Annotated in this window: 18 protein-coding genes; 14 read left to right on the plus strand and 4 right to left on the minus strand. The window is 73.3% G+C overall.

The window, feature by feature from the left end; genetic code table 11:
* Positions 1 to 69: 69 nt before the first annotated feature.
* The 7 genes from RMN56_RS27480 to RMN56_RS27510 all read left to right on the plus strand — a co-directional run bounded on the left by RMN56_RS27480 (position 70) and on the right by RMN56_RS27510 (position 9,567).
* Positions 70 to 1,746 carry an ABC transporter substrate-binding protein gene (locus tag RMN56_RS27480; RefSeq protein WP_313720555.1) on the plus strand — a complete coding sequence of 559 codons (1,677 nt, stop codon included), beginning with the start codon at positions 70 to 72 and terminating at the stop codon, positions 1,744 to 1,746.
* A gap of 75 nt (positions 1,747 to 1,821) precedes the next feature.
* Positions 1,822 to 2,988, plus strand: coding sequence for an ABC transporter ATP-binding protein (locus tag RMN56_RS27485; RefSeq protein WP_313720556.1), 1,167 nt, complete (start codon positions 1,822 to 1,824; stop codon positions 2,986 to 2,988).
* Positions 2,985 to 3,962, plus strand: a complete 978-nt coding sequence (locus tag RMN56_RS27490) for an ABC transporter permease (protein WP_313720557.1) — start codon at positions 2,985 to 2,987, stop codon at positions 3,960 to 3,962. The genes RMN56_RS27485 and RMN56_RS27490 overlap by 4 nt, the downstream gene beginning before the upstream one ends.
* A gap of 3 nt (positions 3,963 to 3,965) precedes the next feature.
* A complete protein-coding gene (locus RMN56_RS27495) occupies positions 3,966 to 5,003 on the plus strand; it encodes an ABC transporter permease (protein WP_313720558.1) in 1,038 nt (345 codons plus the stop codon).
* A 55-nt stretch (positions 5,004 to 5,058) separates the two neighbouring features.
* Positions 5,059 to 6,057, plus strand: coding sequence for an ABC transporter ATP-binding protein (locus tag RMN56_RS27500; RefSeq protein ID WP_313720559.1), 999 nt, complete (start codon positions 5,059 to 5,061; stop codon positions 6,055 to 6,057).
* Between the two features lie 46 nt (positions 6,058 to 6,103).
* Positions 6,104 to 7,519 (plus strand): GH1 family beta-glucosidase, encoded by a 1,416-nt coding sequence (locus RMN56_RS27505; RefSeq protein WP_313720560.1) that lies wholly within the window; start codon positions 6,104 to 6,106, stop codon positions 7,517 to 7,519.
* A gap of 152 nt (positions 7,520 to 7,671) precedes the next feature.
* A complete protein-coding gene (locus RMN56_RS27510; RefSeq protein ID WP_313720561.1) occupies positions 7,672 to 9,567 on the plus strand; it encodes a ricin-type beta-trefoil lectin domain protein in 1,896 nt (631 codons plus the stop codon).
* Positions 9,568 to 9,609: 42 nt separating this feature from the next.
* On the opposite strand, the gene RMN56_RS27515 is transcribed toward RMN56_RS27510, so the two are convergent.
* On the minus strand, positions 9,610 to 10,872 hold the full coding sequence (locus RMN56_RS27515; protein ID WP_313720562.1) for an ROK family transcriptional regulator: 1,263 nt from the start codon (positions 10,870 to 10,872) through the stop codon (positions 9,610 to 9,612).
* A gap of 261 nt (positions 10,873 to 11,133) precedes the next feature.
* Between RMN56_RS27515 and RMN56_RS27520 the strand changes: the two genes are divergently transcribed.
* The 5 genes from RMN56_RS27520 (at position 11,134) to RMN56_RS27540 (ending at position 16,772) form a co-directional block, all read left to right on the plus strand.
* On the plus strand, positions 11,134 to 12,264 hold the full coding sequence (locus RMN56_RS27520) for a low temperature requirement protein A (RefSeq protein ID WP_313720563.1): 1,131 nt from the start codon (positions 11,134 to 11,136) through the stop codon (positions 12,262 to 12,264).
* 68 nt (positions 12,265 to 12,332) lie between these two features.
* Complete coding sequence (locus tag RMN56_RS27525) at positions 12,333 to 13,697, plus strand: glycosyl hydrolase family 18 protein (protein ID WP_313720564.1); 1,365 nt, start codon at positions 12,333 to 12,335, stop codon at positions 13,695 to 13,697.
* Positions 13,698 to 14,028: 331 nt separating this feature from the next.
* Complete coding sequence (locus RMN56_RS27530; protein ID WP_313720565.1) at positions 14,029 to 15,537, plus strand: MFS transporter; 1,509 nt, start codon at positions 14,029 to 14,031, stop codon at positions 15,535 to 15,537.
* A gap of 130 nt (positions 15,538 to 15,667) precedes the next feature.
* A complete protein-coding gene (locus RMN56_RS27535; RefSeq protein ID WP_313720566.1) occupies positions 15,668 to 16,525 on the plus strand; it encodes a hypothetical protein in 858 nt (285 codons plus the stop codon).
* The gene (locus RMN56_RS27540) at positions 16,497 to 16,772 is read left to right on the plus strand and encodes a hypothetical protein (protein WP_313720567.1); all 276 of its coding nucleotides are present in this window, start codon (positions 16,497 to 16,499) and stop codon (positions 16,770 to 16,772) included. The genes RMN56_RS27535 and RMN56_RS27540 overlap by 29 nt, the downstream gene beginning before the upstream one ends.
* A 65-nt stretch (positions 16,773 to 16,837) precedes the next feature.
* Here the strand turns inward: RMN56_RS27540 and RMN56_RS27545 are convergent, their stop codons facing one another.
* The 3 genes from RMN56_RS27545 to RMN56_RS27555 all read right to left on the minus strand — a co-directional run bounded on the left by RMN56_RS27545 (position 16,838) and on the right by RMN56_RS27555 (position 20,152).
* Entirely contained in the window at positions 16,838 to 18,631 is a 1,794-nt protein-coding gene (locus tag RMN56_RS27545; RefSeq protein ID WP_313720569.1) for a glycoside hydrolase family 15 protein, read from the minus strand.
* 61 nt (positions 18,632 to 18,692) lie between these two features.
* Complete coding sequence (locus RMN56_RS27550) at positions 18,693 to 19,148, minus strand: hypothetical protein (RefSeq protein WP_313720571.1); 456 nt, start codon at positions 19,146 to 19,148, stop codon at positions 18,693 to 18,695.
* Between the two features lie 251 nt (positions 19,149 to 19,399).
* Complete coding sequence (locus tag RMN56_RS27555) at positions 19,400 to 20,152, minus strand: TioE family transcriptional regulator (protein ID WP_313720573.1); 753 nt, start codon at positions 20,150 to 20,152, stop codon at positions 19,400 to 19,402.
* A gap of 58 nt (positions 20,153 to 20,210) precedes the next feature.
* On the opposite strand from RMN56_RS27555, the gene RMN56_RS27560 reads away from it, so the two are divergent.
* Both RMN56_RS27560 and RMN56_RS27565 read left to right on the plus strand, forming a co-directional pair.
* Positions 20,211 to 21,422 (plus strand): erythromycin esterase family protein, encoded by a 1,212-nt coding sequence (locus RMN56_RS27560; protein WP_313720574.1) that lies wholly within the window; start codon positions 20,211 to 20,213, stop codon positions 21,420 to 21,422.
* Positions 21,423 to 21,483: 61 nt separating this feature from the next.
* Complete coding sequence (locus RMN56_RS27565) at positions 21,484 to 24,756, plus strand: HEAT repeat domain-containing protein (RefSeq protein WP_313720575.1); 3,273 nt, start codon at positions 21,484 to 21,486, stop codon at positions 24,754 to 24,756.
* Positions 24,757 to 24,960 lie beyond the last annotated feature (204 nt).

Consider the following 24,960-nt stretch of genomic DNA (forward strand, 5'->3'; position numbering starts at 1 on the left):
GGTAACACCGCACACCCTCCATCCACCACATCCCGCCCCAGGATTGCGGGAGCACCGAGGGAGACCTCCATGAGAAGAAGGCAACTCCTCGCCGTCGCGCTGGCCGGCGCGATGGCCACCGGCGTCGCCGCGTGCGGCGACAGCCCGAACGCCAACAAGAAGAACGGCCAGGCGGCCACGGTGCTCAACGTGGGCATGCCGAACGGGCCGCAGGCCGAGAACAACAACCCGTTCCTCACCACGTCCGCCGCGGCGTCGCTGGGCTACCGCTGGCAGATCTACGAGCCGCTGATGATGTGGAACCCGGTGAAGCCGGCCGACCCGTTCAAGCCGTGGCTGGCCACCAAGGCCGAGTGGTCGTCGGACTACACCTCGGTGAAGGTCACCATCCGGGACAACGCCACCTGGTCCGACGGGCAGAAGGTCACCGCCGAGGATGTCGCCTTCACCTACAACCTCGTGAAGAAGTACCCGGCGCTGAACGACCAGGGCGTGCCCTACACGGACGCGACGGCCAGCGGCAACGAGGTCACCATCAAGATGGAGAGCCCGCAGTTCGTCAACCAGCAGAAGGTGCTGTGGCGGGTGCCGATCGTGCCCAAGCACATCTGGGAGAAGATCAGCGACCCGACGACCGACACCGTCAAGCAGCCGGTCGGCAGCGGCCCGTACACCCTGAAGTCCTTCACCCCGGCCAGCATGACGCTGTCGGTGCGCGACAAGGGCTACTGGCAGGACCTGCCGAAGGTCAAGGAACTGCGCTACACCTCCTACACGGACAACAGCGCGCAGACCACCGCCCTGGCCAACGGCGAGTCGGAGTGGAGCTTCGTCTTCATCCCCAACTACCAGGCCGTCTTCGTGGCCAAGGACCAGGAGCACCACAAGGTGTGGGCGCCGGCGATCCTGGGCATCCACGGCCTCTACCTCAACACCACGAAGAAGCCGTTCGACGACCCGGCGCTGCGTCGCGCCATCAACATGGTCATCGACCGTGCCGACATCTTCACCACGGCCGAGGCCGGCTACTTCCACCCGCAGGTGAAGAGCGTGACCGGCCTGCCCAGCCCGGCCGGTGACTCGTTCGTCGCGCCCGAGTTCAAGGGCCAGGAGCACAAGGTCGACGTCGACGGCGCCAAGGCGCTGCTGACCGGCGCCGGCTACAAGCTCGAGGGCAACACCCTCAAGGACAAGACCGGCAAGGCCGTCACGCTGAAGCTGACCGACCCGGCCGGCTGGTCGGACTACCAGACCAGCCTGGAGATCGTGAAGGACAACCTGTCGAAGATCGGCATCGCCGCCACGGTCGACAAGGCCAACCAGGACGCCTGGTTCCGCAACGTCGAGCAGGGCAACTTCGAGGCGACCTTCCGGTGGACCGAGGGCGGCGCCACGCCGTACGACATCTACCGGACCATCATGGACGGCCGGCAGCTCAAGCCGATCGGCACCGCCTCCCCCGCCGGCAACTTCGGCCGCTTCAACAACAAGGAGGCGACCGACGCCCTGGTCGCCTACGCGAACGCGACCGACGAGGCCGCGCGCACCACCGCCATGAACACGCTGCAGAAGATCTTCGTCGACCAGATGCCGATGATCCCGGTCGGCGCGGACAACATCGGCGGCGCGTACAGCACGAAGAACTGGACCGGCTGGCCGGACGACTCGAACCCGTACGGCGCCATGCAGCCCACCCAGCCCAACGCGCTGGACGTGGTCCTGCACCTCAAGCCGGCCAACGGCTGACCTCGCCAACCGCCTCCCCGGCCGGCTTTCGGCCGGCCGGGGAGGCGCACCCCCACGCTCAGACAGGAACTCGGCATGACGTTGAGCGAGAGCGCGGCGGCGCCGGCCGACGAGGTGGTGCTGGAGGCCGTCGGCCTGACCAAGCACTTCCCCGTCCGCAGGCGGCTGCGTGACCTCTTCTCCCGGACGCCGGCCGTCGTGCACGCCGTCGACGACGTATCGTTCGCGCTGCGTCGCGGCCGGGTGACCGCGCTGGTCGGGGAGTCCGGCTCCGGCAAGTCCACGGTGGCCCGGCTGCTGGCCCAGATCTATCCCCGCACGGCCGGCGACCTCCGCCTGCACGGCACGTCGACCAGGGTGCGCGGCGGCCGGCCGTTCCGGTCGTACGTGCGGCGGGTCCAACTGATCCTCCAGGACCCGTTCGCCTCGTTGAACCCGGTGCACACCGTCCGCTACCACCTCACCCGGTCGCTGCGCATCCACGGCAACGCCGGGCGCGGCGCCGAGGACCTGGAGCAGGCCCTCGCCAAGCTGCTCACCCGGGTCAGCCTCACCCCGCCCGAGCGCTACCTGGACGCCTTCCCGCACGAGCTCTCCGGCGGCCAGCGGCAGCGCGTCGCCATCGCCCGGGCGCTCGGGGCCGACCCGGAGGTGCTCCTCGCCGACGAGCCGGTCTCCATGCTCGACGTCTCGATCCGCCTCGGCGTGCTCAACCTGCTGCAGGACCTCAAGGACCGGCTGAACATCGCCATCCTCTACATCACGCACGACATCGCCTCGGCCCGCTACTTCGCCGACGAGACGATCGTCATGTACGCCGGCCGGATGGTCGAGGGCGGCGACAGCGAGACCGTCACCCAGAATCCGGCCCACCCGTACACCCGGTTGCTCACCGACTCGGCGCCGGACCCGGAGCGGATCACCGGCGGCGGCCCCGCGGCCGACGTGGCCGCCGGGAAGGACCGCGGCCAGGGCGAGCCGCCGAGCCTGATCGCCCCACCCGCCGGCTGCCGGTTCCACCCCCGGTGCCCGCACGCCATGCGGCGCTGCACGGTGGACCTGCCGCCGCGGCTGACGATCGGCGACCGGCCCGACCACTGGGCGGCCTGCTGGCTCTACGACCCGGACACCGTGGCCGCCGACGCCCCCGGCTCGGCCGCGCCCGACGCCGACCCGGTCGTGCCACCGCCCCCGGCGGCGGTCGACCGGACGGACACCGCCACCCTGGGGGAGCCACGATGAGATTCCTCCTGCAGCGCACGGCCTTCTACCTGTTCACGGCGTGGGCGGCCATCACGCTCAACTTCTTCATCCCGCGGCTGGTGCCGGGCGACCCGGTGCAGTCCCTCATCTCGCGCAACCAGGGCCGGATCAGCGCCGACGCCATCGATTCGCTGCGCGTGCTGTTCGGGCTGGACTCGCACGAGAACATGTGGGAGCAGTACCTCGACTACTGGCGGCAGCTGCTCCACGGCGACCTGGGGCTGTCGTTCACCTTCTTCCCCACTCCGGTGTCCACGGTGATCGGCGACAGCCTGCCGTGGACCGTCGGTCTGGTCGGCATCACCACGATCATCAGCTTCCTCGTCGGCACCGGGCTCGGCGTCGGCGCCGGCTGGCGGCGCGGCTCCTGGGTCGACGGGCTGCTGCCGGCCACGACGTTCCTGTCCTCGATCCCGTACTTCTGGCTGGGTCTCGTCGCCATCGCCGTGTTCACCGGGCCGGGGAGCTTCTTCCCGTCCTCCGGCGGCTACGAGGCGGGCCTCGTGCCGGCGTTCGACGGGTACTTCATCCCGAGCGCGATCAAGCACAGCATCCTGCCCGCCGCCACCATCCTGGTCTCCTCGATGAGCGGCTGGATCCTCAGCATGCGCAACATGATGGTGACCGTCTCGTCGGAGGACTACATCACCGTCGCCCACGCGAAGGGCCTGTCGGAGCGCCGGGTGGCCCTGAGCTACGCGGCCCGCAACGCGCTGCTGCCGAACGTCTCGGGCTTCGCGCTGTCGCTCGGGTTCATCGTCGGCGGCACGCTGCTCGTCGAGATCGTGTTCTCCTACCCGGGCCTCGGCTACCAGCTCTTCCAGGCGGTCGGCTACAAGGACTACCCGCTGATGCAGGGGATCTTCCTGATCATCACGATCTCCGTGCTGGTGGCGAACCTGCTCGCCGACGTCGCGTACCTGCTTCTCGACCCGCGGACCCGAAAGAGCTGAGCGATGACCATCTCACCGTCGAGCATCGAGCAGGTCATCCCCGGTCAGGGTGCGATGGCCCAGCCGTCGGCCGCGCCGGGCCGCGCCAAGCGGCGCCGGTTCCGGTTCGTCGCCAACGCCAAGGCCGCCACCGGCCTGATCATCCTGGCCGTCTACTGCCTGTTCGCGGTCATCGGGCCGTGGGTGGCGCCGTACAACCCGGACGCGCGCAGCGCCGACGTGCTTCAGGCGCCGTCGACCCGGCACTGGTTCGGCACCACCCACCTCGGTCAGGACATCTTCAGCCAGATCCTGGTCGGCGCGCGCAGCGTCATGGTGGTGGGCCTGCTCGCCGGAGTGCTGGCGACGATCCTGTCCATCCTCATCGGCGTGACGGCCGGCTACATCGGCGGAGCGGCCGACGAGGGCCTGTCGGCGCTGTCCAACGTGTTCCTGGTCATCCCCGCGCTGCCGCTGATCATCATCGTGACGTCGATCGTCGAGCAGGCCAGCGACACGCTCGTGGCGCTCATCATCGGCCTCACCTCGTGGGCGTGGGGGGCGCGGGTGCTGCGTGCCCAGACGTTGTCGCTGCGGCGCCGTGACTACGTCGAGGCGGCCCGGGCCACCGGCGAGCGGACCTGGCGCATCATCCTGTTCGAGATCCTGCCCAACCTCACCGCGATCATCGCGTCCGGCTTCGTCGGCACGGTCATCTTCGCGGTCATGTCCGAGATCACGCTGGCCTTCATCGGCATTTCGTCGATCTCGTCGTGGAACTGGGGCACCATCCTGTTCTGGGCGCAGGGCCAGCAGGCCCTCGCGCAGGGCGCCTGGTGGTGGTTCGTCCCGGCCGGGCTGGCCATCGCGCTGCTCGGCACCGCCCTCGCCCTGATCAATTTCGGCATCGACGAGTTCGTCAGCCCCCGGCTGCGCAGCGCCGGCAAGACCCGGATCCGCACCGCCGACGGTCGCAGCGTGCGGATGCGGGTCGGCTTCACCCCCGTGCTGGCCCCGACCCCGCGTACGGTGCCGGTCCCCCGCGAGGAGGTCACACCGTGAGCGCGAGGAGTGCAGCGAAGCGGAGCCCCGCGGTCGCGAACGAAGGGAGGCTCAAGTGAGTGATCCGGTGCTGGAGATCCGCGGGCTGCGGGTCGACTACGGGCTCGGTGACGCGGCGGTGCACGCCGTACGCGACGTGGACCTCACCCTGCACCGCGGTGAGGTGCTGGGGCTGGCCGGCGAGAGCGGCAGCGGCAAGTCCACCCTGGCGTACGGGCTGACCCGGCTGCTGCCGCCGCCCGGCGTGGTCAGCGGCGGCCAGGTGATCTACCACCCGGCCGACGGCCCGCCGGTCGACGTGCTGACGCTCAGCCCGGCGCAGCTACGCAAGTTCCGCTGGGCGGAGACCTCGATCGTGTTCCAGGGCGCCATGAACTCGCTGAACCCGGTGCACAAGGTCTCCACCCAGCTCCTCGACGTGATCAAGGCGCACGAGCCGACGAGCACGGCGGCGGGCCGGCTGGCCCGGGCCCGGGACCTGCTCCGCCTGGTCGGCATCGCCGCGGACCGGCTGGACAGCTACCCGCACCAGCTCTCCGGCGGCATGCGGCAGCGCGTGATGATCGCCATGGCGCTGGCGCTGGAGCCGCAGGTGGTCATCATGGACGAGCCGACCACGGCGCTGGACGTGGTGATGCAGCGGCAGATCCTCGGCCAGCTCGCCGAGCTGCGGGAGCGCCTCGGCTTCGCGGTGCTGTTCATCACCCACGACCTGTCGCTGCTGGTCGAGTTCTCCGACCGGATCGCCATCATGTACGGCGGCCGGATCGTCGAGGAGGCGCCCGCCGCCCAGCTGTACCGGCAGGCGCTGCACCCGTACACCGAGGGGTTGCTGCACTCCTTCCCGGCGCTGCGCGGACCGCGCCGGGAGCTGACCGGCATCCCCGGCTCCCCGCCGGACCTGCGGGCCATGCCGGAGGGCTGCGCGTTCCACCCGCGCTGTCCGAAAGCGTTCGACCCGTGCGACAAGAAGGTGCCGGCACTGGGTGCCGCCGAACCGGGCCGGGACGTCGCCTGCTGGCTGCACCCGGTCGCCGCCGCGGCCCCCCGCTGACCCCGCTCCCCGTCCGACCGAACGACCCGCTACCGCGAGGAGAACCATGGACACCGACCTCACCCGCCCGGCTGCCACCAGGGGGCAGGCCGACCCGATCGACACCCTTCCGCCGAGCTTCCGGTGGGGGGTGGCGACCTCGTCGTACCAGATCGAGGGTGCGGTGGCCGAGGACGGCCGGACGCCGTCGATCTGGGACACCTTCTGCCGCGTCCCCGGGGCGGTGGCCAACGGCGACCACGGCGACGTGGCCTGCGACCACTACCACCGGATGCCGCAGGACGTCGCGCTCATCGCCGACCTGGGCCTGGACACCTACCGGTTCTCGGTGGCGTGGCCGCGGGTGCAGCCGGGCGGGCGCGGGCCGGCGAACCCGGCCGGGCTCGCCTTCTACGACCGCCTCGTGGACGAGCTGCTGGGCCGCGGGGTCGACCCGTGGGTGACGCTCTACCACTGGGACCTGCCGCAGGAGCTGGAGGACGCGGGCGGCTGGCCGAACCGGGACACCGCCCACCGGTTCGCCGACTACGCGGAGCTGGTCTTCGCCGCGCTCGGCGACCGGGTGAAGACGTGGACCACGCTCAACGAGCCGTGGTGCTCGGCCATGCTCGGGTACGTGTACGGCAACCACGCTCCGGGCCGGCGGAACCTGGGCGACGGGATCGCCGCCGCCCACCACCTGCTGCTCGGGCACGGGCTGGCGGTGCAGCGGCTGCGCGCCGCGGCGGCCACCCCGATCGAGCTGGGCCTGACCGTCAACCTGTCCACCGCGGACCCGGCCACCGACAGCGCGGCCGACCGGGACGCGGCGCGGGCCGCCGACGGGCTGGGCAACCGGCTCTACCTCGACCCGGTGCTCCGCGGCGCCTACCCCGAGGACGTGGTGGCCGACCTGGCCGCCGAGGGCGTGCGCATCCCGTTGCAGGAGGGCGACCTGGAGGTCATCTCGTCGCCGATCGACGTGCTCGGGGTGAACTTCTACTTCGGGCAGGTGCACTCCGGGGTGGACGAGCAGGGCCGCGAGCGGGACGACGACGGCCGGCCGGTGCGCCGGGTGATCCGCCGGGACCTGCCGCGCACCGCGATGGACTGGGAGATCGTGCCGGATTCGTTCACCGAGCTGCTGGTGCGGCTGCACCGGGACTACCCGGGCGTGCCCATGGTGATCACCGAGAACGGGGCGGCCTTCGACGACAAGCCGGACGCCGACGGGTTCGTGGCCGACGACGACCGGGTGGCGTACCTGACCGAGCACCTGCGGGCGGTGGCCCGGGCCCGGCAGGCCGGCGCGGACGTGCGCGGCTACTTCGCCTGGTCGCTGCTGGACAACTTCGAGTGGGCGTACGGCTACGACAAGCGGTTCGGCATCGTGCGGGTGGACTACGACACCCAGCGGCGCACACCGAAGCGCAGCGCGCACTGGTACCGCGACACCATCCGGCGGGTGCGCGGGGAGAACTGAACTGACCGCTCAGGGCGGCCGCGCGGGATCCTCCCGGGCGGCCGCTCCGCCGTGCCCGGGCACCCGCCCGGGCGCTTTTTTCATGTCTTGACATAAGCAGGTGCGAGGGGTTTTCTCATTCGCGGATGTCGATTTATCCGGAAGGAGCATCCGTGTCCCCCACCACCGTTCCCCGGCTCACCGGCCGCGCCGTCCTGGCGCTCTGCCTCACCGCCGGCGCCCTCGCCCTGGCCCCGCCGCCGGCCGCGCAGGCCGCCGGCGAGACCGTCAACCTCTGGCTGACCACCACCTCCGACTCCGGCGGGCGGACGGTCACCCGGGGCCTGCAACAGCAGAGCCCCCTGACCTTCGCCGCCACCAGCCCGGCCGCCACGCACACGATCACCGTCGACGAGAACACGCGCTACCAGCCGTTCGACGGCGCCGGGGCGTCCATCACCGACACCACCGCGTACCTGCTGCGCGGCGGTCCGGTCAGCGCCGCCACCCGGGACGAGGTGATGCGCAGACTGTTCAGCCCCACCGACGGCATCGGCCTGTCCTTCGTGCGCAACCCGATCGGCGCCTCGGACCTGTCCCGGCCCGGCAACGTCTCGCTCGACGACACCTGCTGCGACCTGAACGACTTCGGCGCGAACGGGTACGACACGAACGTCGAACTGCTCACCGCGCAGGCCCGGCAGCTCAACCCGGCGCTGCGGGTCATGGTGGTGCCGTGGAGCGCGCCCGGCTGGATGAAGGACAACGGCCGGATGGACCAGATGGGCTGGCTCAAGTGGGAGTACTACGCCACCTACGCCCAGTACTTCGTGAAGACCATCCAGGCGTACGCGGCCCGGGGCGTGAAGGTCGACTACCTCTCGGTGCAGAACGAGCCCAACTGCTGCCAGTCCGGCAACCCCACGGCCATGGACTACCCGGGGATGAGCTGGAACTCCTCCGGCCTCGTGGAGCTGACCAAGAACTTCGTCTACCCGGCGTTCCGCGCCGCCGGCATCACCACGAAGGTGCTGGTGCACGACTGGAACTACGGCGACTACGGCACCATCGGCTCCGGGCTGCTCGCCGACAGCGCGGTGCGCACCGACCCGCTCTTCGGTGGCATCGCCTGGCACGGCTACTGGGGTGACCCGGCGGTCGGCACCCAAGTGCACGGCCAGTACCCGGCCGTGCCGCAGTTCAGCACCGAGCACTCCGGCGGCACCTGGATCGGCAACCAGCACAACGAGGACATGGCCGACATCGTGAACTACGCCCGGAACTGGAGCCGGAGCATGGTGAAGTGGAGCCTCGCCGTCAACCAGTTCATGGGACCGCACAACGGCGGCTGCGGCACCTGCACCGGCCTCATCACCGTGCAGGAGGGCGGCGCCCGCGCCGGCCAGGTCGACTACACGATCGAGTACTACACCACCGGGCACCTCACGAAGTTCGTCCGGCCCGGCGCGGTCCGCATCGACTCCACCGCCAACGGCACGGTGCAGAACGTCGCGTACCGGAACCCGGACGGGACCAAGGCGCTGCTCGCGCACAACGGCGGCGGTTCCGCCCAGTCGGTCAAGGTGGTCTGGGGCGGGCAGTCCTTCACCTACACCCTGCCGGCCCGCACCACCGCCACGTTCACCTGGGCCGGCACCCCGTCCGGCGGCGGCGGAGGCGGCACCTCGACCGGCCCGATCACCGGCCTCGGCGGCAAGTGCCTCGACGTCACCGACAACAGCAGCGCCGACGGCACGCCGGCGCAGATCTGGAGCTGCACCGGCGGCGCCAACCAGCAGTGGACCCGGGCCGCCGACGGCACCATCCGGGCGCTGGGCAAGTGCCTCGACGTGGCCGGTGGCGGCACCGCCAACGGCACGAAGGTGCAGCTGTGGACCTGCAACGGCAGCGCCGCCCAGCGGTGGACCTGGACGGCCGGACGGGACCTGGTGAACCCACAGGCCGACAAGTGCCTGGATGTCACCGGCAACACCTCCGCCGACGGCACGAAGACGCAGATCTGGAGCTGCACGGGCGCGGCCAACCAGAAGTGGACGCTCCCGTCCTGACCCGGGCCGGGCCGGCGGCGCCTCCGCCGCCGGCCCGGTGGCTCAGCGGGTGCGCGAGCGGGGCCGCCGCGCCGGCCGCGCGGGCGCCGGCACCAGCCGGGCGGCCGGTTCGCGCGGCACGCCGCCGTCGCGCAGCAGCCGGGCCATCGGCAGGGTGGCCGCGCCCATCGCGACCGCGTCAGGTCCGAGCCGGCACAGCTCGATCGAGGTCTGGGCGAACGGCTGGCGCAGTGCGTGCCGCGCGGTGACCTCGCGGATCTGCGGCAGGTAGCGCTCGCCCAGGGCCAGGCCGGCCCAGCCGCCCAGCACCACCCGCTCGGGGTTGAACAGGTTCACCAGGTTCGCCACACCGGCGCCGAGGTAGCCGACCGTCTCGTCGAGCACCTTCGCGGCGGTGCGGCTGCCGGCGCGCAGCAGCTCGCCGAAGGCGCTCTCCTCGTCGCCACCGGCCGCCGGGCGGCCCCGGTTGGCCTGCCGGAACCGGTCGAGCACCCCTTCCGCCCCGACGTACGCCTCCAGGCAGCCGAGGTTGCCGCAGCGGCAGCGGCGGCCCCCGTACACGATCGTGGTGTGCCCCCACTCGCCGGCGCTGCTGTGCGCGCCGCGGTAGCCCACGCCGTCGGCGACCACGCAGGCCCCGACGCCGGAGCCGACCAGGGCGACGACCGCGTGCCGGACCCCGCGGCCGGCGCCGAACCACATCTCGGCCTGGCCGAGGGTCTTCGCGCCGTTGTCGATGTGCACGGGGATGTCCGTGCCGGCGCGGAGCATGGCGCCGAGCGGGACGCCGTCCCAGCCGAGGGTCTGCGCGTGCACGACGGCGTCGGCGGCGCGCTCGACGGTGCCGGAGACGGCGACGCCGAAGCCGAGCACCGCCGTCGGGTCGACGCCGGCCTGCTCGACCACCGCGGCGAGGCCGTGCAGCAGGTGGTCGGTGACCTGCCGGGGGTCGGGCTCGGCGCCGGCAATCGGGTACTCCGCCTTCGCCAGGGCGGTCATCGCCAGGTCGAACAGTTCGACCTGCACGCGCGTCTCGCCGACGTCGGCGCCGACCAGGTAGCCGTAGGCAGGCGCGACGCGGAGCAGCACCCGCGGACGGCCGCCGTCGGACTCGACGGAGCCGGCCTCCTCGACCAGGCCCTCGGCGATCATCTCGCCGACCAGGTTGCTCACGCTGGCCAGGCTGAGCGCGGTGGACTGCCCCAGCTCGTGCCGGCTCAGCGGGCCGTCCAGCCAGATCCGGGTGAGCAGGACCGACCGGTTGGCACGTCGCATGTCGCGCACCGTGGTGCGTCTAGCGTCCACGTCCGCCTACCTTCCCTGTCACCACCCGCGGCGGCTCAGCCCGGATACGTCACCCAAGGTTAATGCGATGAACCAAGCAGTGAAGAAGGCGGGCCGCCGCCGACCGCGGCCCCGGGTTCCCCGTTCAGCCGATCACGGTGCCGGGCGTCGATTAGCTTGGGCACGGGCGGCGCCGGCCGGCCCCATGGCATGGTCCTCCACGCCGCGAGATCAAGAAGGCCAGCTGTGATGGATGGCGGACGTCGGTCTATAACGCGGACCATGATGGCAGGCTCCCGATCGGATCTCCTGGAGCTGTTCTTCGATCTCGCGCTCGTCGCCAGCCTGACCCTGACGTCGGAGAAGATGGCGACCGAGGGCTGGACGGGGATGGCGCAGGCCCTGCTGACCCTGTCGACGCTGTGGGCGGTCTGGGTGACGACCACCTCGTTCACCGATCTCTACAGCCCGCAGGAGCGCCGCATCCAGCTGGTGGTGCTGGGCATCATGTTCGGCGGCATGCTGATGTCCGCCGCCCTGCCGGCCGCGTTCGGAAGCCACGGCCTGATCTTCGGCGCCACCTGGGCCGGCATCAACTGGACCCGCGCCCTGGCGCTCATTCCCGCGCTGCGCGGCCGTCCGGAGCGGGAGCGGCCGGTCCGGGTCCTGTTCTGGACCACCGTCTCGGGCAGCCTTTGGGTCGCCGGGGGCCTGATCGCCCACCCCACCGCTCGTTTCGCGGTGTGGCTGGCCGCGCTGGCCGTCGACTACGTCGCGTTCGGCTTCCGCTTCCCGATCCCCGGGCGGCCCCCGCTGCCCCAGTACGCCGTGGTGCCGGAGCACCTGGCCGAGCGGTACCAGCAGATCTACGTTCTTACCCTGGGCGAGCTGATCCTCGTCACGGTCCTCGCCCTGAGCCACATGCCGTTCAGCATGGACCGCCTCTGCGCCTTCGCCACGGCCTTCGTCGCGGCCGTGCTGCTGTGGTGGAGCTACGCGCGCGGCGCCGGCGCCCGGCTGCGCGGTGCGATCGAAAGCTCCCCGCACCGCCACCGGCTGGTGCAGACCAACCCGTACGCCCACTGGCTGATGGTGGTCGGCGTGGTGGGCCTCGCGGCGGGCTTCAGCCGGGTCATCGCGAAACCCGGGGCGCAGCCGGAGTCGAACCAGGCCGCGCTCGTGCTGGGCGGGGTCGCGCTGTTCCTCGTCGGCCGGGCCGCCCTGGACCACGAGGTTCTCGGACGCATCCCGCGCTCGCACGTGCTCGGTGTCCTCGCCGCCGTCGCCCTCCTGCCGGCGGCACCGCGCCTGCCCAACCTGGTCCTGAGCCTCGTCGGCGCCCTCGTCCTATTCGGCGTCGCGACGGCCGAATTCGTCCGCCGGCAGCACGAGGGCGCGGCGGTCGCTCCCTGAGCCGGTCGGGCATTTACATTTAACAAAGTTAACTGCTAGCCTCCGGCGCATCGATGAGGAGGCATGTCATGCGACTTCGACGACGGTTGACCGCCGTGCTCGGCGGCGCCCTGTTGCTCGCCGTACCCACCGCCCTGCCGGCCGCCACCGGCCTGGCCGCCTCCGCCGCGGAGACCGCGCTGGTCTCCTGCGCGGGTGTGCCGGCCTGGGCCGAGGGGGTGACCTGGACCGCGGGTAGCCGGGCCACGTACGCCAACCGGCTCTACCAGGCGCTGGTCACCCACACCCCGCCGGCGGGCGCGGGCTGGACGCCGGCGGCCACGCCGGCGCTCTGGACCGACCTGGGCGCCTGCGGCGGCGGCACCCCGTCGCCCACCCCCACCACCAAGCCGCCCTCGCCCACCCCCACGCCCACGACGTCCCCGTCCCCCACCGCGACGCCGACGACCACCCCGACCACGCCGCCGCCGGGCGGCACCACCTGCGCGCTGAAGTCCCGGCCCAGCGGCAAGGTCCTGCAGGGCTACTGGGAGAACTGGGACGGCGCGGCCAACGGCGTGCACCCCGGCATGGGCTGGATTCCGGTCACCGACTCCCGGATCACCGCCCACGGCTACAACGTGATCACCGCCGCGTTCCCGGTGATCCGCGCCGACGGCACGGTGCTCTGGGAGAACGGCATGGACGCCGGCGTGAAGGTGCCCACCCCCGCCGAGGTGTGCCAGGCCAAGGCCGCCGGGCTCACCGTCCTGCTGTCGATCGGCGGCGCGACCGCCGGCATCGACCTCGGCTCCAGCGCGGTCGCCGACCGGTTCGTCGCCACCGTGGTGCCGATCCTCAAGCGGTACAACTTCGACGGCATCGACATCGACATCGAGACCGGGCTGACCGGCAGCGGCAACATCAACCAGCTCTCCACCTCGCAGGCCAACCTCGTGCGGATCATCGACGGGGTGCTGGCCCAGATGCCCGCCGGTTTCGGGCTCACCATGGCACCGGAGACCGCGTACGTCACCGGCGGCAGCGTCACCTACGGCTCGATCTGGGGCGCCTACCTGCCCATCGTCAAGCGGTACGCGGACAACGGCCGGCTCTGGTGGTTGAACATGCAGTACTACAACGGCTCGATGTACGGCTGTGCCGGCGACTCGTACCCGGCCGGCACCGTGCAGGGCTTCGTCGTCCAGACCGACTGCCTCAACACCGGCCTGGTCGTGCAGGGCACCACCATCCGCGTCCCGTACGACAAGCAGGTCCCCGGGCTGCCCGCCCAGACCGGGGCCGGCGGCGGATACCTGAGCCCGGCGCTGGTGGCGCAGGCGTGGAACACCTACCGGGGCGGCCTCAAGGGGCTCATGACCTGGTCGGTCAACTGGGACGGGTCGAAGGGCTGGACCTTCGGCGACAACGTCAAGGCACTCCAGGGCCGCTGAGGCCGCGCGGGGCCCCGCAGGCGCGCGGGGCCCCGCGTCAGGTGCGGGCACCGTGCACGATCGGGCGCGCACCCCGAGGCCGCTGGGCTAACCTCTGACCGAGGGCCGCGGGTCTCCCCCAACGCCCCGAGCCGCTCTTCGCACGCTCCCGCCCGCCGCCGACCGGCGGGCCGGTGGCCGGCTCCCCCGCGGCGGTGTCCGCCGACGGTCCGCCTCCACCCCGCCGTCCCGCCACGGCGACCCGTACGCGCCGTGCCCGCCCCGCGGCCGGTCGACGCCCGGATCGCCGCGACGGACGCGCCGGGGGGTCACCGCACGTGCGAGGGCACAGATGACAGTTCGACCTCCGGGCCCGCCCGGGCGGTCCGCCGACTTCCGGCTGCTCGTCGCCGGCCAGACGGCCACCCAACTGGGCACCGACGTCACGGCGATCGCGTTCCCGCTGATCGCGGTGCTGATCCTGCACGCCACACCCGTGCAACTGGGCGTCCTGGTGGCCGTGCAGAACGGCGCGTTCCTGCTGCTCGGGGTGCCGGCCGGCGTCTGGCTGGACCGGCGCCGGCTCCGGCCGGTGCTGATCATGACCGATCTGGTCCGGTGTGCGGCGCTCGTGACGGTCACCGTGACGGCCGCGCTGGGCCGGCTCACGCTGCCGCTGCTGATCGCCGCGGCCGCGGTCATGGCCGTCATGCGGGTGCTGTTCGACATCGGCCACCAGTCGTACCTGCCGAAGCTGCTCCACCGGGCGGACCTGCTGCGCGGCAACTGCACCCTGGAGACCGTTCGCTCCTCCGGTCAGGTCGCCGGCCCCAGCCTCGGCGGCTGGCTCACGCAGCTGGTGGGCGCGACGAACACCCTGCTGGTCGACGCGGTGAGCTTCCTGGTCAGTGCCGTGTGCCTGGCCCGGATCCGGGCCCCGGAGCCGGTGCCCCGGCGGCCCGCACCGGTGAGCACGGCGCACGAGGCCCGGGAGGGCCTGACCTTCGTCCTCGGTGATCCCGTGCTGCGCGCCATCGCGGCCACGAGCGCCCTGGTCAACCTGCTGTTCACCGCCGCCACCGCCCTGATCGTCCTGTTCCTGGTCGAGACCGTGGGTGTCTCCCCCGGCGCCGTCGGCGTGCTGCTGTCCGCCGCCCCCGCCGCGGCACTGCTGGGCGCCGTCACGGCGGGCCGGCTCGCGCGTCGCATCGGCCTGGCCCGCGCCATCTGGCTGGCCCCCGTGGTGAGCAGCCCGTTCAACCTGCTGGTTCCCCTGACCGGCCGCGGCTGGGGCCTGGCCTTCTTCGTGGTCGGCCTCCTCGGCAGCGGCATCGGTCAGATCGTCTACGGCATCGCCCAGACCACCTACCGGCAGGCCACCGTGCCCGCGCGACTCCAGTGCCGGGTCAACGCCACCATGCGGTTCCTGGTCATGGGCGCGCTGCCGCTCGGCGGCCTGCTCGGCGGCCTGCTCGGGGAGATCATCGGCGTCCGCTCGACCCTGCTGGTCATCGGCGCCGGCCTCACCCTCGCGCCCCTCCCGCTGCTGCTGTCCCCGTTGCGGCACGCCCGCCACGTGCACGATGTGGCGACGCGGACGGTTCCGCCCGACCCGCGGGTGGCGACCCCGGTCCGGACGGCCCCCACCACCGCCGCCGGCCGCCCGCGCCCTCGCCGGACGAGCCTCGGCGCGTCCGCATCGGGCGCCACCTGCCGGGCGCGCAGGACGGACCGGCCGAGCCCGGGCCCCACGGGCCACGGTGCCCGGGGGCGGCGGGGCCCTTGCGGCCCACCGCACCTGCGGCGACCGCTGACCCGCCGGGGAGGCGGCGGACGCGAGCCCGGAGACCGCCCACCGTGAACCTCCAGCGGCGACGGCCACGCCGGGCTCCCACCGTCGCGCGACCTGACCCCTCGCGAGGTGACACGGCACGCCTTCGGGACCGCCACTGCAGGGCCGGGGAGGTGATCGTTCGCCTATGCTCGCCGCCATGATCCGACGCTCGCCCGCATCGGTGGCTGTCCTCGCCGTCCTCGCCTCGATCGCCGCCTGCGCCCCGGCTCCGGCCACAGGTGAGTCGACGCCGGCAGCGTCCGCGCCGTCCCTGGTCGCCCCCTCGCCCCGTGACGGCGGCGCCGCGCAGGCGCTCCGGGACCGGTACGCCGCCAACGGAACTCTGATCGGGCTGGCCGAGGATCCGGCCTACCGGGACGAGAAGCTCGACTCCGACGGGATGGCCTGCGGCCGGCTACTGCCGCTGCTGGACCGGCGCCTCGCCGCGGTGGCACATGTCTTCGGCACCCCGGACGGCACCACGCCGGAGGAGTTCGTCGAGATCACCCAGGAGACCGTGGTCTACCCGACCGAGGCGGTGGCGGCCGAGGCCGTACGGCAAATCTTCGACCTCTTCGAGACGTGCGACCAGGACGTGGAGGCGGGCCAGGTGACCGACGGGCACGCCGCCGCCGACCTGCCGGCCGGGACCGGCGTGCCCGGCCGGGCGGTGACCGCCACCATGACGCTCCCTGACGGGACGCGGTTCCCCACCGTTACGGCTGCGTGCGCCACACCCGGGTCGTGCAGTGCATCGCCGTCTGGACCCGCTCCACAGGAGACACCTCGACGTGGTTCGAGAAGGCGATCATCGCCACCGGACAAGGGCTGCGCGGGTGAGGGCGTCCCGGCTGGCCGCCGCGTCCCGATGCTCGCTGGTCTTGTTCCGGTGAGCGGTTCGACTGGTCCGCGTTGTCGGCGGCGATGTCGTCGCGGCGATCGACGCGCTGCTGCCGGAGCGCTGCCGGACCGCGCGGTGGGAACCGGTGACGTCGTGGTCGACGCTGGTCCGTGAGGCGCTGCCCGGACTGTTCGTGCCGGCCCGGCAACCCGAGGCCTGGGCGCCGGAGTCCGCCGCGCGGCAGGTGGCCGACGGACTCGCCGACTGGGTCCTGGCACTGATGCGACGACTCTGGCCGGAGTCCGCCGAGGCCTGGACCCTGACCGTGGACACCGGTGACTGGTACGAGGCGGCCTACGTCGATCTCGTGGTCCGCGTGCCCGACCGGGTGTGGCTGCTGCACCTCGGCGTCGGCGACTGACCCGACACCCACCACCCGGATCGGCGCACGCGGACGCCGGTAGGGGCGGCGGCCGCGCCGCCACCTCAACCGGGACTGTCCCGGATCGCGAGTGCCGCCTGGACGAGCGCGGCGTGGGTCAGCGTCTGCGGATAGTTCCCGAGGTGGGCGCCGGTCGCGGGATCGAGCTCCTCGGCGTAGAGGCCCAGCGGGCTGGCGTGCTCGCGCAGCGCCCGGAACAGCTCCTCGGCGTCGTGGCGTCGCCCGGTGCTGGCGAGGGCCTGGACGAGCCAGAACGAGCAGGGCAGGAAGGCGCCCTCGGTACCGGAGATACCGTCGTGTCCCGGCGGGTAGCGGTGGAGCAGCGGACCGCCGGCGGAGAGCCGTTCGCGGATGGCGTCGATGGTGCCGCTCACCCGGGCGGACTCGATGCCGTCGATGCCGAGCAGCGGAAGGACGAGCAGCGAGGAGTCCAGGTCCTCGGAGCCGTAGCTGCGGACGTAGCTCCCCTGCGCCGGGTCGAAGCCGCGCGCCCGCACCTCCTCGGCGATGGCGTCCCGGGCCTGCTGCCAGCGCCGACGTTGCCGCGCGGAAAGCCGGTGGGTTTCGGCGATGCGCAGGGCCCGGTCGAGGGCGAGCCAGCCCATGAGCTTGGAGTGCACGTGCTGACCGGCCTCGCGGACCTCCCAGATGCCGGCGTCGGGCTCCCCCCACCGGCCCGCGACGACGTCGGCGAAGCCGCGCACGGCCCGCCACGTCTCGGAGTAGAGGCGGTGCCCGGCCTGGACGAACACCCAGGCGGCGTCCACCACCCAGCCGTAGCCGTCGAGCTGGTGCTGGCCGGCGGCGGCATTGCCGAACCGCACCGGGACGCTGCCGAGATAGCCGGGCCAGCCGGCCAGCTCCCGTTCCCGTGGCACGCGGCGGCCGGTCAGCGTGAACAGCGCCGGCAGGCGCGGCCGGTCCAGCCGGCTGGCGTGCAGCAGCCACGCGAGGAAACCGTGCGCCTCGTCGAGTTTGCCGACGCCGAGGAACGCGTTGACGCCGATGCTGGCGTCGCGCGGCCAGACGTAGCGGTAGTCCCAGTTCCGCATCCCTCCGGGATCCTCGGGCAGCGACGTGGTCGGCGCCGCGACCGGGGCCTGCGACGGGGAGTAGGTCAACAACCGCAGGGTCAGCAGGCTGCGGACGACGTCCTCGCGGAACGGCAGCGAGCCGTCGATCCCGGCCGTCCAGGCCTGCCAGCGGGCCTCGTCGCGCAGGACGGCGTCCCAGGCCGCCTCGGGTTCGACGTCGACCAGCGGCTCGCGGCTGGCCACGGCGAGGACGAGGGTGACCGGGCGGCCGGGCGTCACCGCGACGGAGGTCGGCCGGCCGGGTTCGACCGCGATGTCGGGCGCGCAGCTCAGGGACACGGCCAGCGACCCCCACTCACACACCAGGACTCCGCCGCGGCGGCGGACGCGGGGCCGCCGATGCCGTTCGCCGAGGCGGGGGTCGAACTCGACGACCGCGTCGACCGGTCCGCCCTCGGCCGAGAGTCGCCGCACGAGCAGCGTGGCGGGCAGCAGCCGTCCGGTGACCTCGGCGACCATGGACTCGGTGAGGGTGAGCCGGCGGTCGCCCACCGCCCACGTCGTCCGGATCGTCGCGGTGTCCGGCCGGTAGTGCCGCTCGACGACCGGGGCGGGCGGGGCCGGGCCGACTCGGAACGTTCCCGCCTCCGGCCCGCCCACGAGGCGTCCGAACAGGGGCTCACCGTCGAACCGGGGTACGCAGAGCCAGTCGACCGCGCCGTCGCCGCTCACGAGGGCGGCGGTGCGGGTGTCGCCCAGCAGCCCGTAGTCGCTGATCGGCGCCAGAGGACGGGGCCCGGTCACGGCCGGCCCGCCGGTCGCCGGGCGCCCGCGGATCGCGCCCGGCGTCGAGGGTCCCTGCGGCTCAATCGGCCCGGAGGAGCAGTCCGAGGACGACCCCGTAGATGACGTGGACGACGGCCGCGACGGCGGGCGTCTGGACGCCGTAGTTGAGCCCGAACAGACCGGGTGGCTCCAGCACGGCCGTGCTGGACGGGCCGGCCCGCTGCGAGGCCATCCGCGGATGGACACCTGGCAGGAGCGGGAGGAGCACCGTGAGCGCGATGGCGACGTGGAGCCCGCCGAACAGCGCGCCGATCCACCAGGTCGCGCGGTGCAGCACGGCGAACGCGGCCGCGTACCCCAGGGCGAAGCCCTGACCGGCGAGCAGGTGGATGAAGAAGCCGACGACCCGGGCCCGGTCGGGGTCCTCGGTGACGAGGGTCCCCAGCACCAGGGGAAAGTCCAGGCGGGTGAACCCGGCCATCTGCGCCGTGATCAGCGCCGCGGTGAGTGCCGCGGTGGCGACCAACCCGAACACTGCCCATCCGGCCCAGTCCATTTCAGCGGTGGCCGCCGGGGCACGCCCCGGCGTGCCGTACGCGGCCCGGCGCGGTCGTCTCGGCCATCGATGCCTTCCGGCTGTCCCCACGAGGTCGTGTGCGGCCCGGGCCGGAGCCCGCCCCGCAACGGTCTCCACCGTAGGCCCACCGGACCTCGGCTCCGGGTGGCTTGCCGGAACACACCGTGCAAGTAGACCGACCGGGTGAGCGGCGGCGCCGGCGGGTGGCGTCACCTGGCGGCGGCGCCCTCGGTCGGCTGGTCCCCGGGCGGGGCCGCTCGGCATTCGAGGTAGGCGTCCAGCGCGGCGGCGCCGGTGAGCATGGCACGGCTCCTGGCGGCGAGGCGGGCGTGCCAGTCGCCCAGCATCGACTCGAGTGGCGCCACGCCTCCGGCGGCGCGGACCTGGTCGATCAGCGGGGCGATCTGCTCCAGCAGGTAGCCGCCCCGTCTGAGCTGGTGGGCCAGCCGGGCGTCGCGCACGTCGGCCGCGCGGTAGACCCGGTAGCCCGTCCGCGGGTCGCGGCGCGGCTGGACCACGCCGGCGCGTTCCCACTTGCGGAGGGTGGCCGGGCGGAGGTGGAGGCTTCTCGCCAGGGGGCCGACGAACGTGTCGCCGCGTTCGGGCGGCACCGGCTCCAGGTCGCGCAGCGCGGCCTCGACGGCCCGGAGGGTGCGGCGGTCGTCGAGCAGTTGGGCGTGGCTCTCGTCGATGAGCCGGAGCGCTTCCTCGGTGGCGTCCCGGTTGACCGCCTGCATGATCGACGCGGCCGTCCGGTGGCCGTGTCCGGGCACGAGGGCGAGGAACGCGCGCAGGGCCAGCGCGTGCCGCGGCGTGTAGGTGCGGTAACCGTGCGGGGTGCGGTCGGCCTCCGGGAGGATGCCGGCGGCCTCGTAGTTCCTGACCGCCTGCGTCGACAGACCGTGGTCGCACGCCAGATCAACCGGTCGGAGCCGTCCAACGCCTTGAAGGTTTCGCCTCATCGCCCCGCTCAACTCGCGCAAAAGTCTCCACCGGAGGTTCAACGATAGCGTTGATGCCATGACTGCTGGTATCAGAGACACCGCCCATGCCGTTGACGCCGCCGCCGCCATGCGGCTGCTCCCGACCCGGCCTCGGCTGCTCGCGCTCGGCGAGCCCACCCACGGCGAGCACGTTCTGCTCGACCTGCGCAACGACCTGTTCCGGCAACTCGTCGAGCAGGAGGGCTACCGGACCATCGCGATCGAGAGCGACTGCCTGATGGGCCTGGTCGTGGACGACCACGTCACCTCCGGCGCCGGAACCCTCGACGAGGTCATGGAGCGCGGCTTCAGCCACGAGTGGGGCGCCTTCCCGGGCAACCGTGAGCTGGTGCGGTGGATGCGTGCGTACAACGACGGTCGGCCGGCGTCGCAGCAGGTCCGCTTCGCCGGCTTCGACGGCCCGCTGGAGATCACCGGCGCCGCGAGCCCCCGGCAGGCCCTCACCGCGCTCCACGCCTACCTCACCGCCCGGGTCGACCCCGGCCTGCTCCCCTGCGACGCCGCGACGCTCGACCACCTGATCGGAGCCGACGACCGCTGGACGAACCCCGCCGCCATGATGGACCCGAGCCGGTCCGTGGGAGGTACGCCCGAGGCCGGGCAGCTGCGGCTGCTCGCCGACGACCTGGTGGCCCTGCTCGACGCGCAGACACCACACCTGATCGCGGCCTCCTCACGAAAGGAGTGGGACCGGGCCCGCCTGTACGGGCGTACCGCCACCGGGCTGCTGCGCTACCACGTCGCGATGGCCGACCCGTCACCGAGCCGCCTGGCGCGGCTGCTCGGCGTGCGGGACTCGATGATGGCCGCCAACCTGCTCGCCCTCGCCGACCGCGGGCCGACGCTGGTGAACGCCCACAACGGCCATCTCCAGCGGAAGAAGAGCAGCATGCGGATGGGCGGCCGACCGGTGGAATGGTGGAGCGCCGGCGCGATCGTCGACGCCCACCTGGGCGACGGGTACGCCTTCCTCGCCACGGCCCTCGGCACGATCCGCCACCAGGGGGTCGACACCCCGCCCCCGGACACCGTCGAGGGCCTGCTGTACGCGCTCCCGGAGGACCGTCACCTCGTCGACGCCCGCCGACTGGCCACCGTCCTCGCCGACGCGGCGCCCGCCGCCCGGGTGTCCCCCTGGTTCGGGTACGCCCCGCTCGATCCGGCCCACGTGGCCAGCACCGACGGGATCGTGTTCGTCAAGGACGCCCGGCGCAGCGACGCGGCGTGAGCCGACCGGGTCCGCCGGGCGCGGGAACAAGGGATCTCGCTCCGGCGGGCTCGCGGGCACAATGTACGCCGTGCCAGCCGCCACCCGCACCCTGCTGACGTCGCTCGATCCGCTTCCCCACCGGGAGCGGATGAACCGCATCGCAAGCTGGGCGCGTACCTCCGCCGATCGCGCCCGGGTCTGCGCCGACCTGCGTGAGCAGGGCCCCTACGAGCGGCATCTGGCCCTGGTCGCCGCGATGGTGGCCCAGGACACCGACGGCATCGCCGCCGCGACGCGGGACCCGCAGCCGTCGATCAGAGCCGCGGCGCTCACCGCGGCGCTGCGGGCGGGCATCCCGGCCGGGCCCCTCACCGAGCGGCCCGCGACGGAGCGGCGGCGTGTCTACCGGGCCCTGCGCCGCCGGCATGCGCCGGCGGTCGCCGATGCGCTCATGAGCGAGGTACGCGCGCAGTTCGGTGACGAGGAGGCCGCCGCGCTGCTGCCGGCCTGCGGCGCGGAGACGGTACGCACGTTGCTGCCCGACCTGGAGCACGCGCTCAACCTCGAGCGGCTGGTCCGGTGGCACCACGACCCGTTGGTGGACCGGGTCCGTGAGCGGCTGGCCGCTGCTCCGCCCGAGCTGCGTGGGAGGGTCTGGGGCGCCGCCGCCGGCGCCGTGCTGCGATGCGACCCGGCGCAGGCACTGGACCTGCTCGAACGGTACGCGCCCGAGGAATCGCTGCCCGGTTCGCTGGCCGCGTACGGCAGGCTCGCGTCCCACGACGCGAGCCGGGTCGCGCGCCTGCTCAGCACGCCGGGCCGCGCGGCCTGGTTGACGCGGACGCTGCTGCCGCCGGCCCTGCTGCGCCGCCTCGCGGCGCTGACCGACGACGAGCTGGCGCCGGTCGCCGGCCGGTTCCGGGACCACAGCCCAGCGCTCGCGGCGCTGCTCGACGCCGTGGCGCCGCACCGGCGCGGGGAGCTGTACGACCGCGCCCTGGCCGAGGTCGACACGGCGGCGCAGGTTCCGGCTGCCGAGGTGATGGAGGTGTTGCCGGCCGCGGTCCGGGTCCGCGAGGCGACCCGGGTGCTGGGCCTGGCGAGGATCCGTGAGTGGGAAGCCGAGGTGCGCGGCTGGAGCGCGTACCTGGCCTGGCCGGACGCGTCCGCGGCGCTGGACGTGGCGTTGCGCTCGGGCGACGCCGACGAGCGGGCGCAGGGTTACGCGCTGCTGGTGGCGGCCGCCCGTCGGTCCCGCGACCCGCAGGCGGTGGCCGAGGTGATCGTCCGGCTCCGGCGGCTGCGCAACGAACAGGATCCGGTGCGGGCGGCCGCGCTCACCGCGTTGGCGAAGGTGGCGCCGCTGCTCACCGAGGACATGGCGGCCGGGCTCACCCAGCTGACCACCGACGCGGTCGACGCCCGCGACGCCTCCGCCGCCACCACGACAGCGCTGAGCTCCCTCGCCGCCGAGGTGCTGCAGCACCACGTCGCCGTGCCGCAGCTACGCGAGTGGGCGCTGCTCACGATCGACCTGATCAGCACCGGCGCGAACATGCCGGTGCTGCGCCGCTTCGACACGGTGCTGCGCGCCGGGCAGGAGGCGATGGTCTTCGCGCGGCTGCGCGGCTGGGTCGAGGCCGGCATCGCCCGCGGCCGGTACGGCCCGCTCTTCGCGCTCACCCACGCGCTCGGCAGGCGGGCCCGGCGGCTGCCCGAGCTGCAGGAGCTGCTGCGTCGGGCGCTCGGCCGGCACACGCTGCCCTCGGTGGCCCGGACGGCGATCGGGCTGTGGCTCGACGACCCGCGTACGCGCTCGGCGCGGGTGGCCGAGGTGCTCGACATCGATCCGAGCACGGTGACGATCCACCCGGTGTGGGCGACGGTCTGCGCATCCCGCACCGGCCTGCTCGACCGGGTGCTGGACCGCCGCCCGCGCGGCCGGTTCGTGGAAGCGGGCACGCGATGGGTGCCCGCCTGGGCGTGGCACACCGAACGCTGGCTGCCTCGCCAGCAGGCCCGGTTCGTGGAGCTGCAGCAGTTGGTCGCCGCCGACGCCCAGCAGGGGGTGTGGCGGCGTGCGGCGGCGATCCGGGCCGCCGCCGGCGTCGGCGCCGCCGGCCGCGGACTGGTGGTCCGCCACCTCGACGCCCCCGAGGTGGCGATCGCCGAGGCGGCGCTCGGCGCACTGGTCTGGACGGACCGGCCGGACGAGGCACTGCCGGTGCTGCTCCAGTACGCCGACGGCGACCGGGCGCGGGTCGCGATGTACGCGGCCGGCCGCGCCGCCCGGTACCTCCCGCCGTCCCGGCTGGCCCAGGCGCTCGGCGAGGTGGTGACCGGCCCCGCGAAGATCACGAGCCGGAAGGAGGCCGCCCGGCTGCTGGCCCGCCTCGGTCCGCCGCGGGCGATGGCCACGCTGCTCGACGCGTACCGCAACCCGGACGCGCACCGCGACGTGCGAGCGGCGATCGTCTCCGCCGCCCGGCAGCGCCTGCAGACCGAGGCGAGCTGGACGATCCTGCGGACCGCGGTCGACGGCAGCCGGGAGGAGCGCCGCGCCGTCCTGCGCGCCTACCCGTACACGATCCCCGAACGGCACCGCCCCCGCTACGGCGCGCTCATCGTCGAGGCCTGCCGCGCTCCCGACCGCGAGGCCCGGCGCGCCGCGTTCGCCCAGCTCGGTGAGTGGTCGCCGTGGCTGGCCGGAGTCACCGGACTGGTCGTCGACCGGCTCACCGACCTCGACGAGTCGATGGTGCACATCGAGGTCGCCAACCTGCTGAGGGCCGGTGGCGACGAGGTTCTCCGCGCCGCGCTGGCCCGGCTCGTCGACGGCGACGCCGGCGACGACGATCCGGGCGGGCCGGCCGCGGACCGCCCCGCCCGACGGCGCATCGAACTCCTCGCGCGCGGCGCGGCCGTCCGGTCTGGGAGCCGGCCGGTGAACGCCGACCGGACCGCCCTGGTCGACGCGGCGCGGTGGCTCGCCGGGCACCCCGCCTTCACCGGCACGGCCACGGCGCTGCTGGTCGACCTCGGCCGGCTGGACAATCTGGACGAGGTCGCCGGGCTGTGTGCGGATCGGCCCGTCCTCGCGATCCGCATCGCCGAACGCGCGGGCACCCGGCTTCGGGGCCTTCGCGAGTGGCCCGACCCGGCGATCCTCAGCGGCACCGTCGCGCGACTGGCGGGGCGCGGCGACCTCGCCGGTGGGCTGATCGCGGTGGCGCTCGTCCGGCACGGGGCCGGCTTCGGGTGGAGGTCCCCGTGGCGGGATCTGCTGATCGGGCTGCGCCGGCACCCGGACGCCGACGTCCGCGAGGAGGCGTACGCCGTGGCCATGAGCTGACCCCGGGTCAGCGGCCACCGGCGGCGGTGGCGCCGGGTGCGGTGTGCCAGTGGAGCGTCGGGCCGGAAACATCCCGTTCATCGCACAGCTGACGGATCGCCGCTGCCGCCTTGGCCGTGTAGACCGGGTCGGCGACCAGCCCCGCCTGTTCCCGGAGCCACACGCCGGCCACCGAAGGGGTGGCCGGCCCCGGAGGGGGTCGGT

The sequence above is a fragment of the Micromonospora halotolerans genome (assembly GCF_032108445.1).
Lineage (GTDB): Bacteria > Actinomycetota > Actinomycetes > Mycobacteriales > Micromonosporaceae > Micromonospora > Micromonospora halotolerans.

Excerpts from the sequence above, each read along its gene's own strand:
- RMN56_RS27480 (WP_313720555.1), top strand. The coding sequence starts at position 70 with ATGAGAAGAAGGCAACTCCTCGCCGTCGCGCTGGCCGGCGCGATGGCC.
- RMN56_RS27485 (WP_313720556.1), top strand. The coding sequence starts at position 1,822 with ATGACGTTGAGCGAGAGCGCGGCGGCGCCGGCCGACGAGGTGGTGCTG.
- RMN56_RS27490 (WP_313720557.1), top strand. The coding sequence starts at position 2,985 with ATGAGATTCCTCCTGCAGCGCACGGCCTTCTACCTGTTCACGGCGTGG.
- RMN56_RS27495 (WP_313720558.1), top strand. The coding sequence starts at position 3,966 with ATGACCATCTCACCGTCGAGCATCGAGCAGGTCATCCCCGGTCAGGGT.
- RMN56_RS27505 (WP_313720560.1), top strand. The coding sequence starts at position 6,104 with ATGGACACCGACCTCACCCGCCCGGCTGCCACCAGGGGGCAGGCCGAC.
- RMN56_RS27520 (WP_313720563.1), top strand. The coding sequence starts at position 11,134 with ATGATGGCAGGCTCCCGATCGGATCTCCTGGAGCTGTTCTTCGATCTC.
- RMN56_RS27525 (WP_313720564.1), top strand. The coding sequence starts at position 12,333 with ATGCGACTTCGACGACGGTTGACCGCCGTGCTCGGCGGCGCCCTGTTG.
- RMN56_RS27530 (WP_313720565.1), top strand. The coding sequence starts at position 14,029 with ATGACAGTTCGACCTCCGGGCCCGCCCGGGCGGTCCGCCGACTTCCGG.
- RMN56_RS27535 (WP_313720566.1), top strand. The coding sequence starts at position 15,668 with ATGATCCGACGCTCGCCCGCATCGGTGGCTGTCCTCGCCGTCCTCGCC.
- RMN56_RS27555 (WP_313720573.1), bottom strand. The coding sequence starts at position 20,152 with ATGAGGCGAAACCTTCAAGGCGTTGGACGGCTCCGACCGGTTGATCTG.
- RMN56_RS27560 (WP_313720574.1), top strand. The coding sequence starts at position 20,211 with ATGACTGCTGGTATCAGAGACACCGCCCATGCCGTTGACGCCGCCGCC.
- RMN56_RS27565 (WP_313720575.1), top strand. The coding sequence starts at position 21,484 with ATGTACGCCGTGCCAGCCGCCACCCGCACCCTGCTGACGTCGCTCGAT.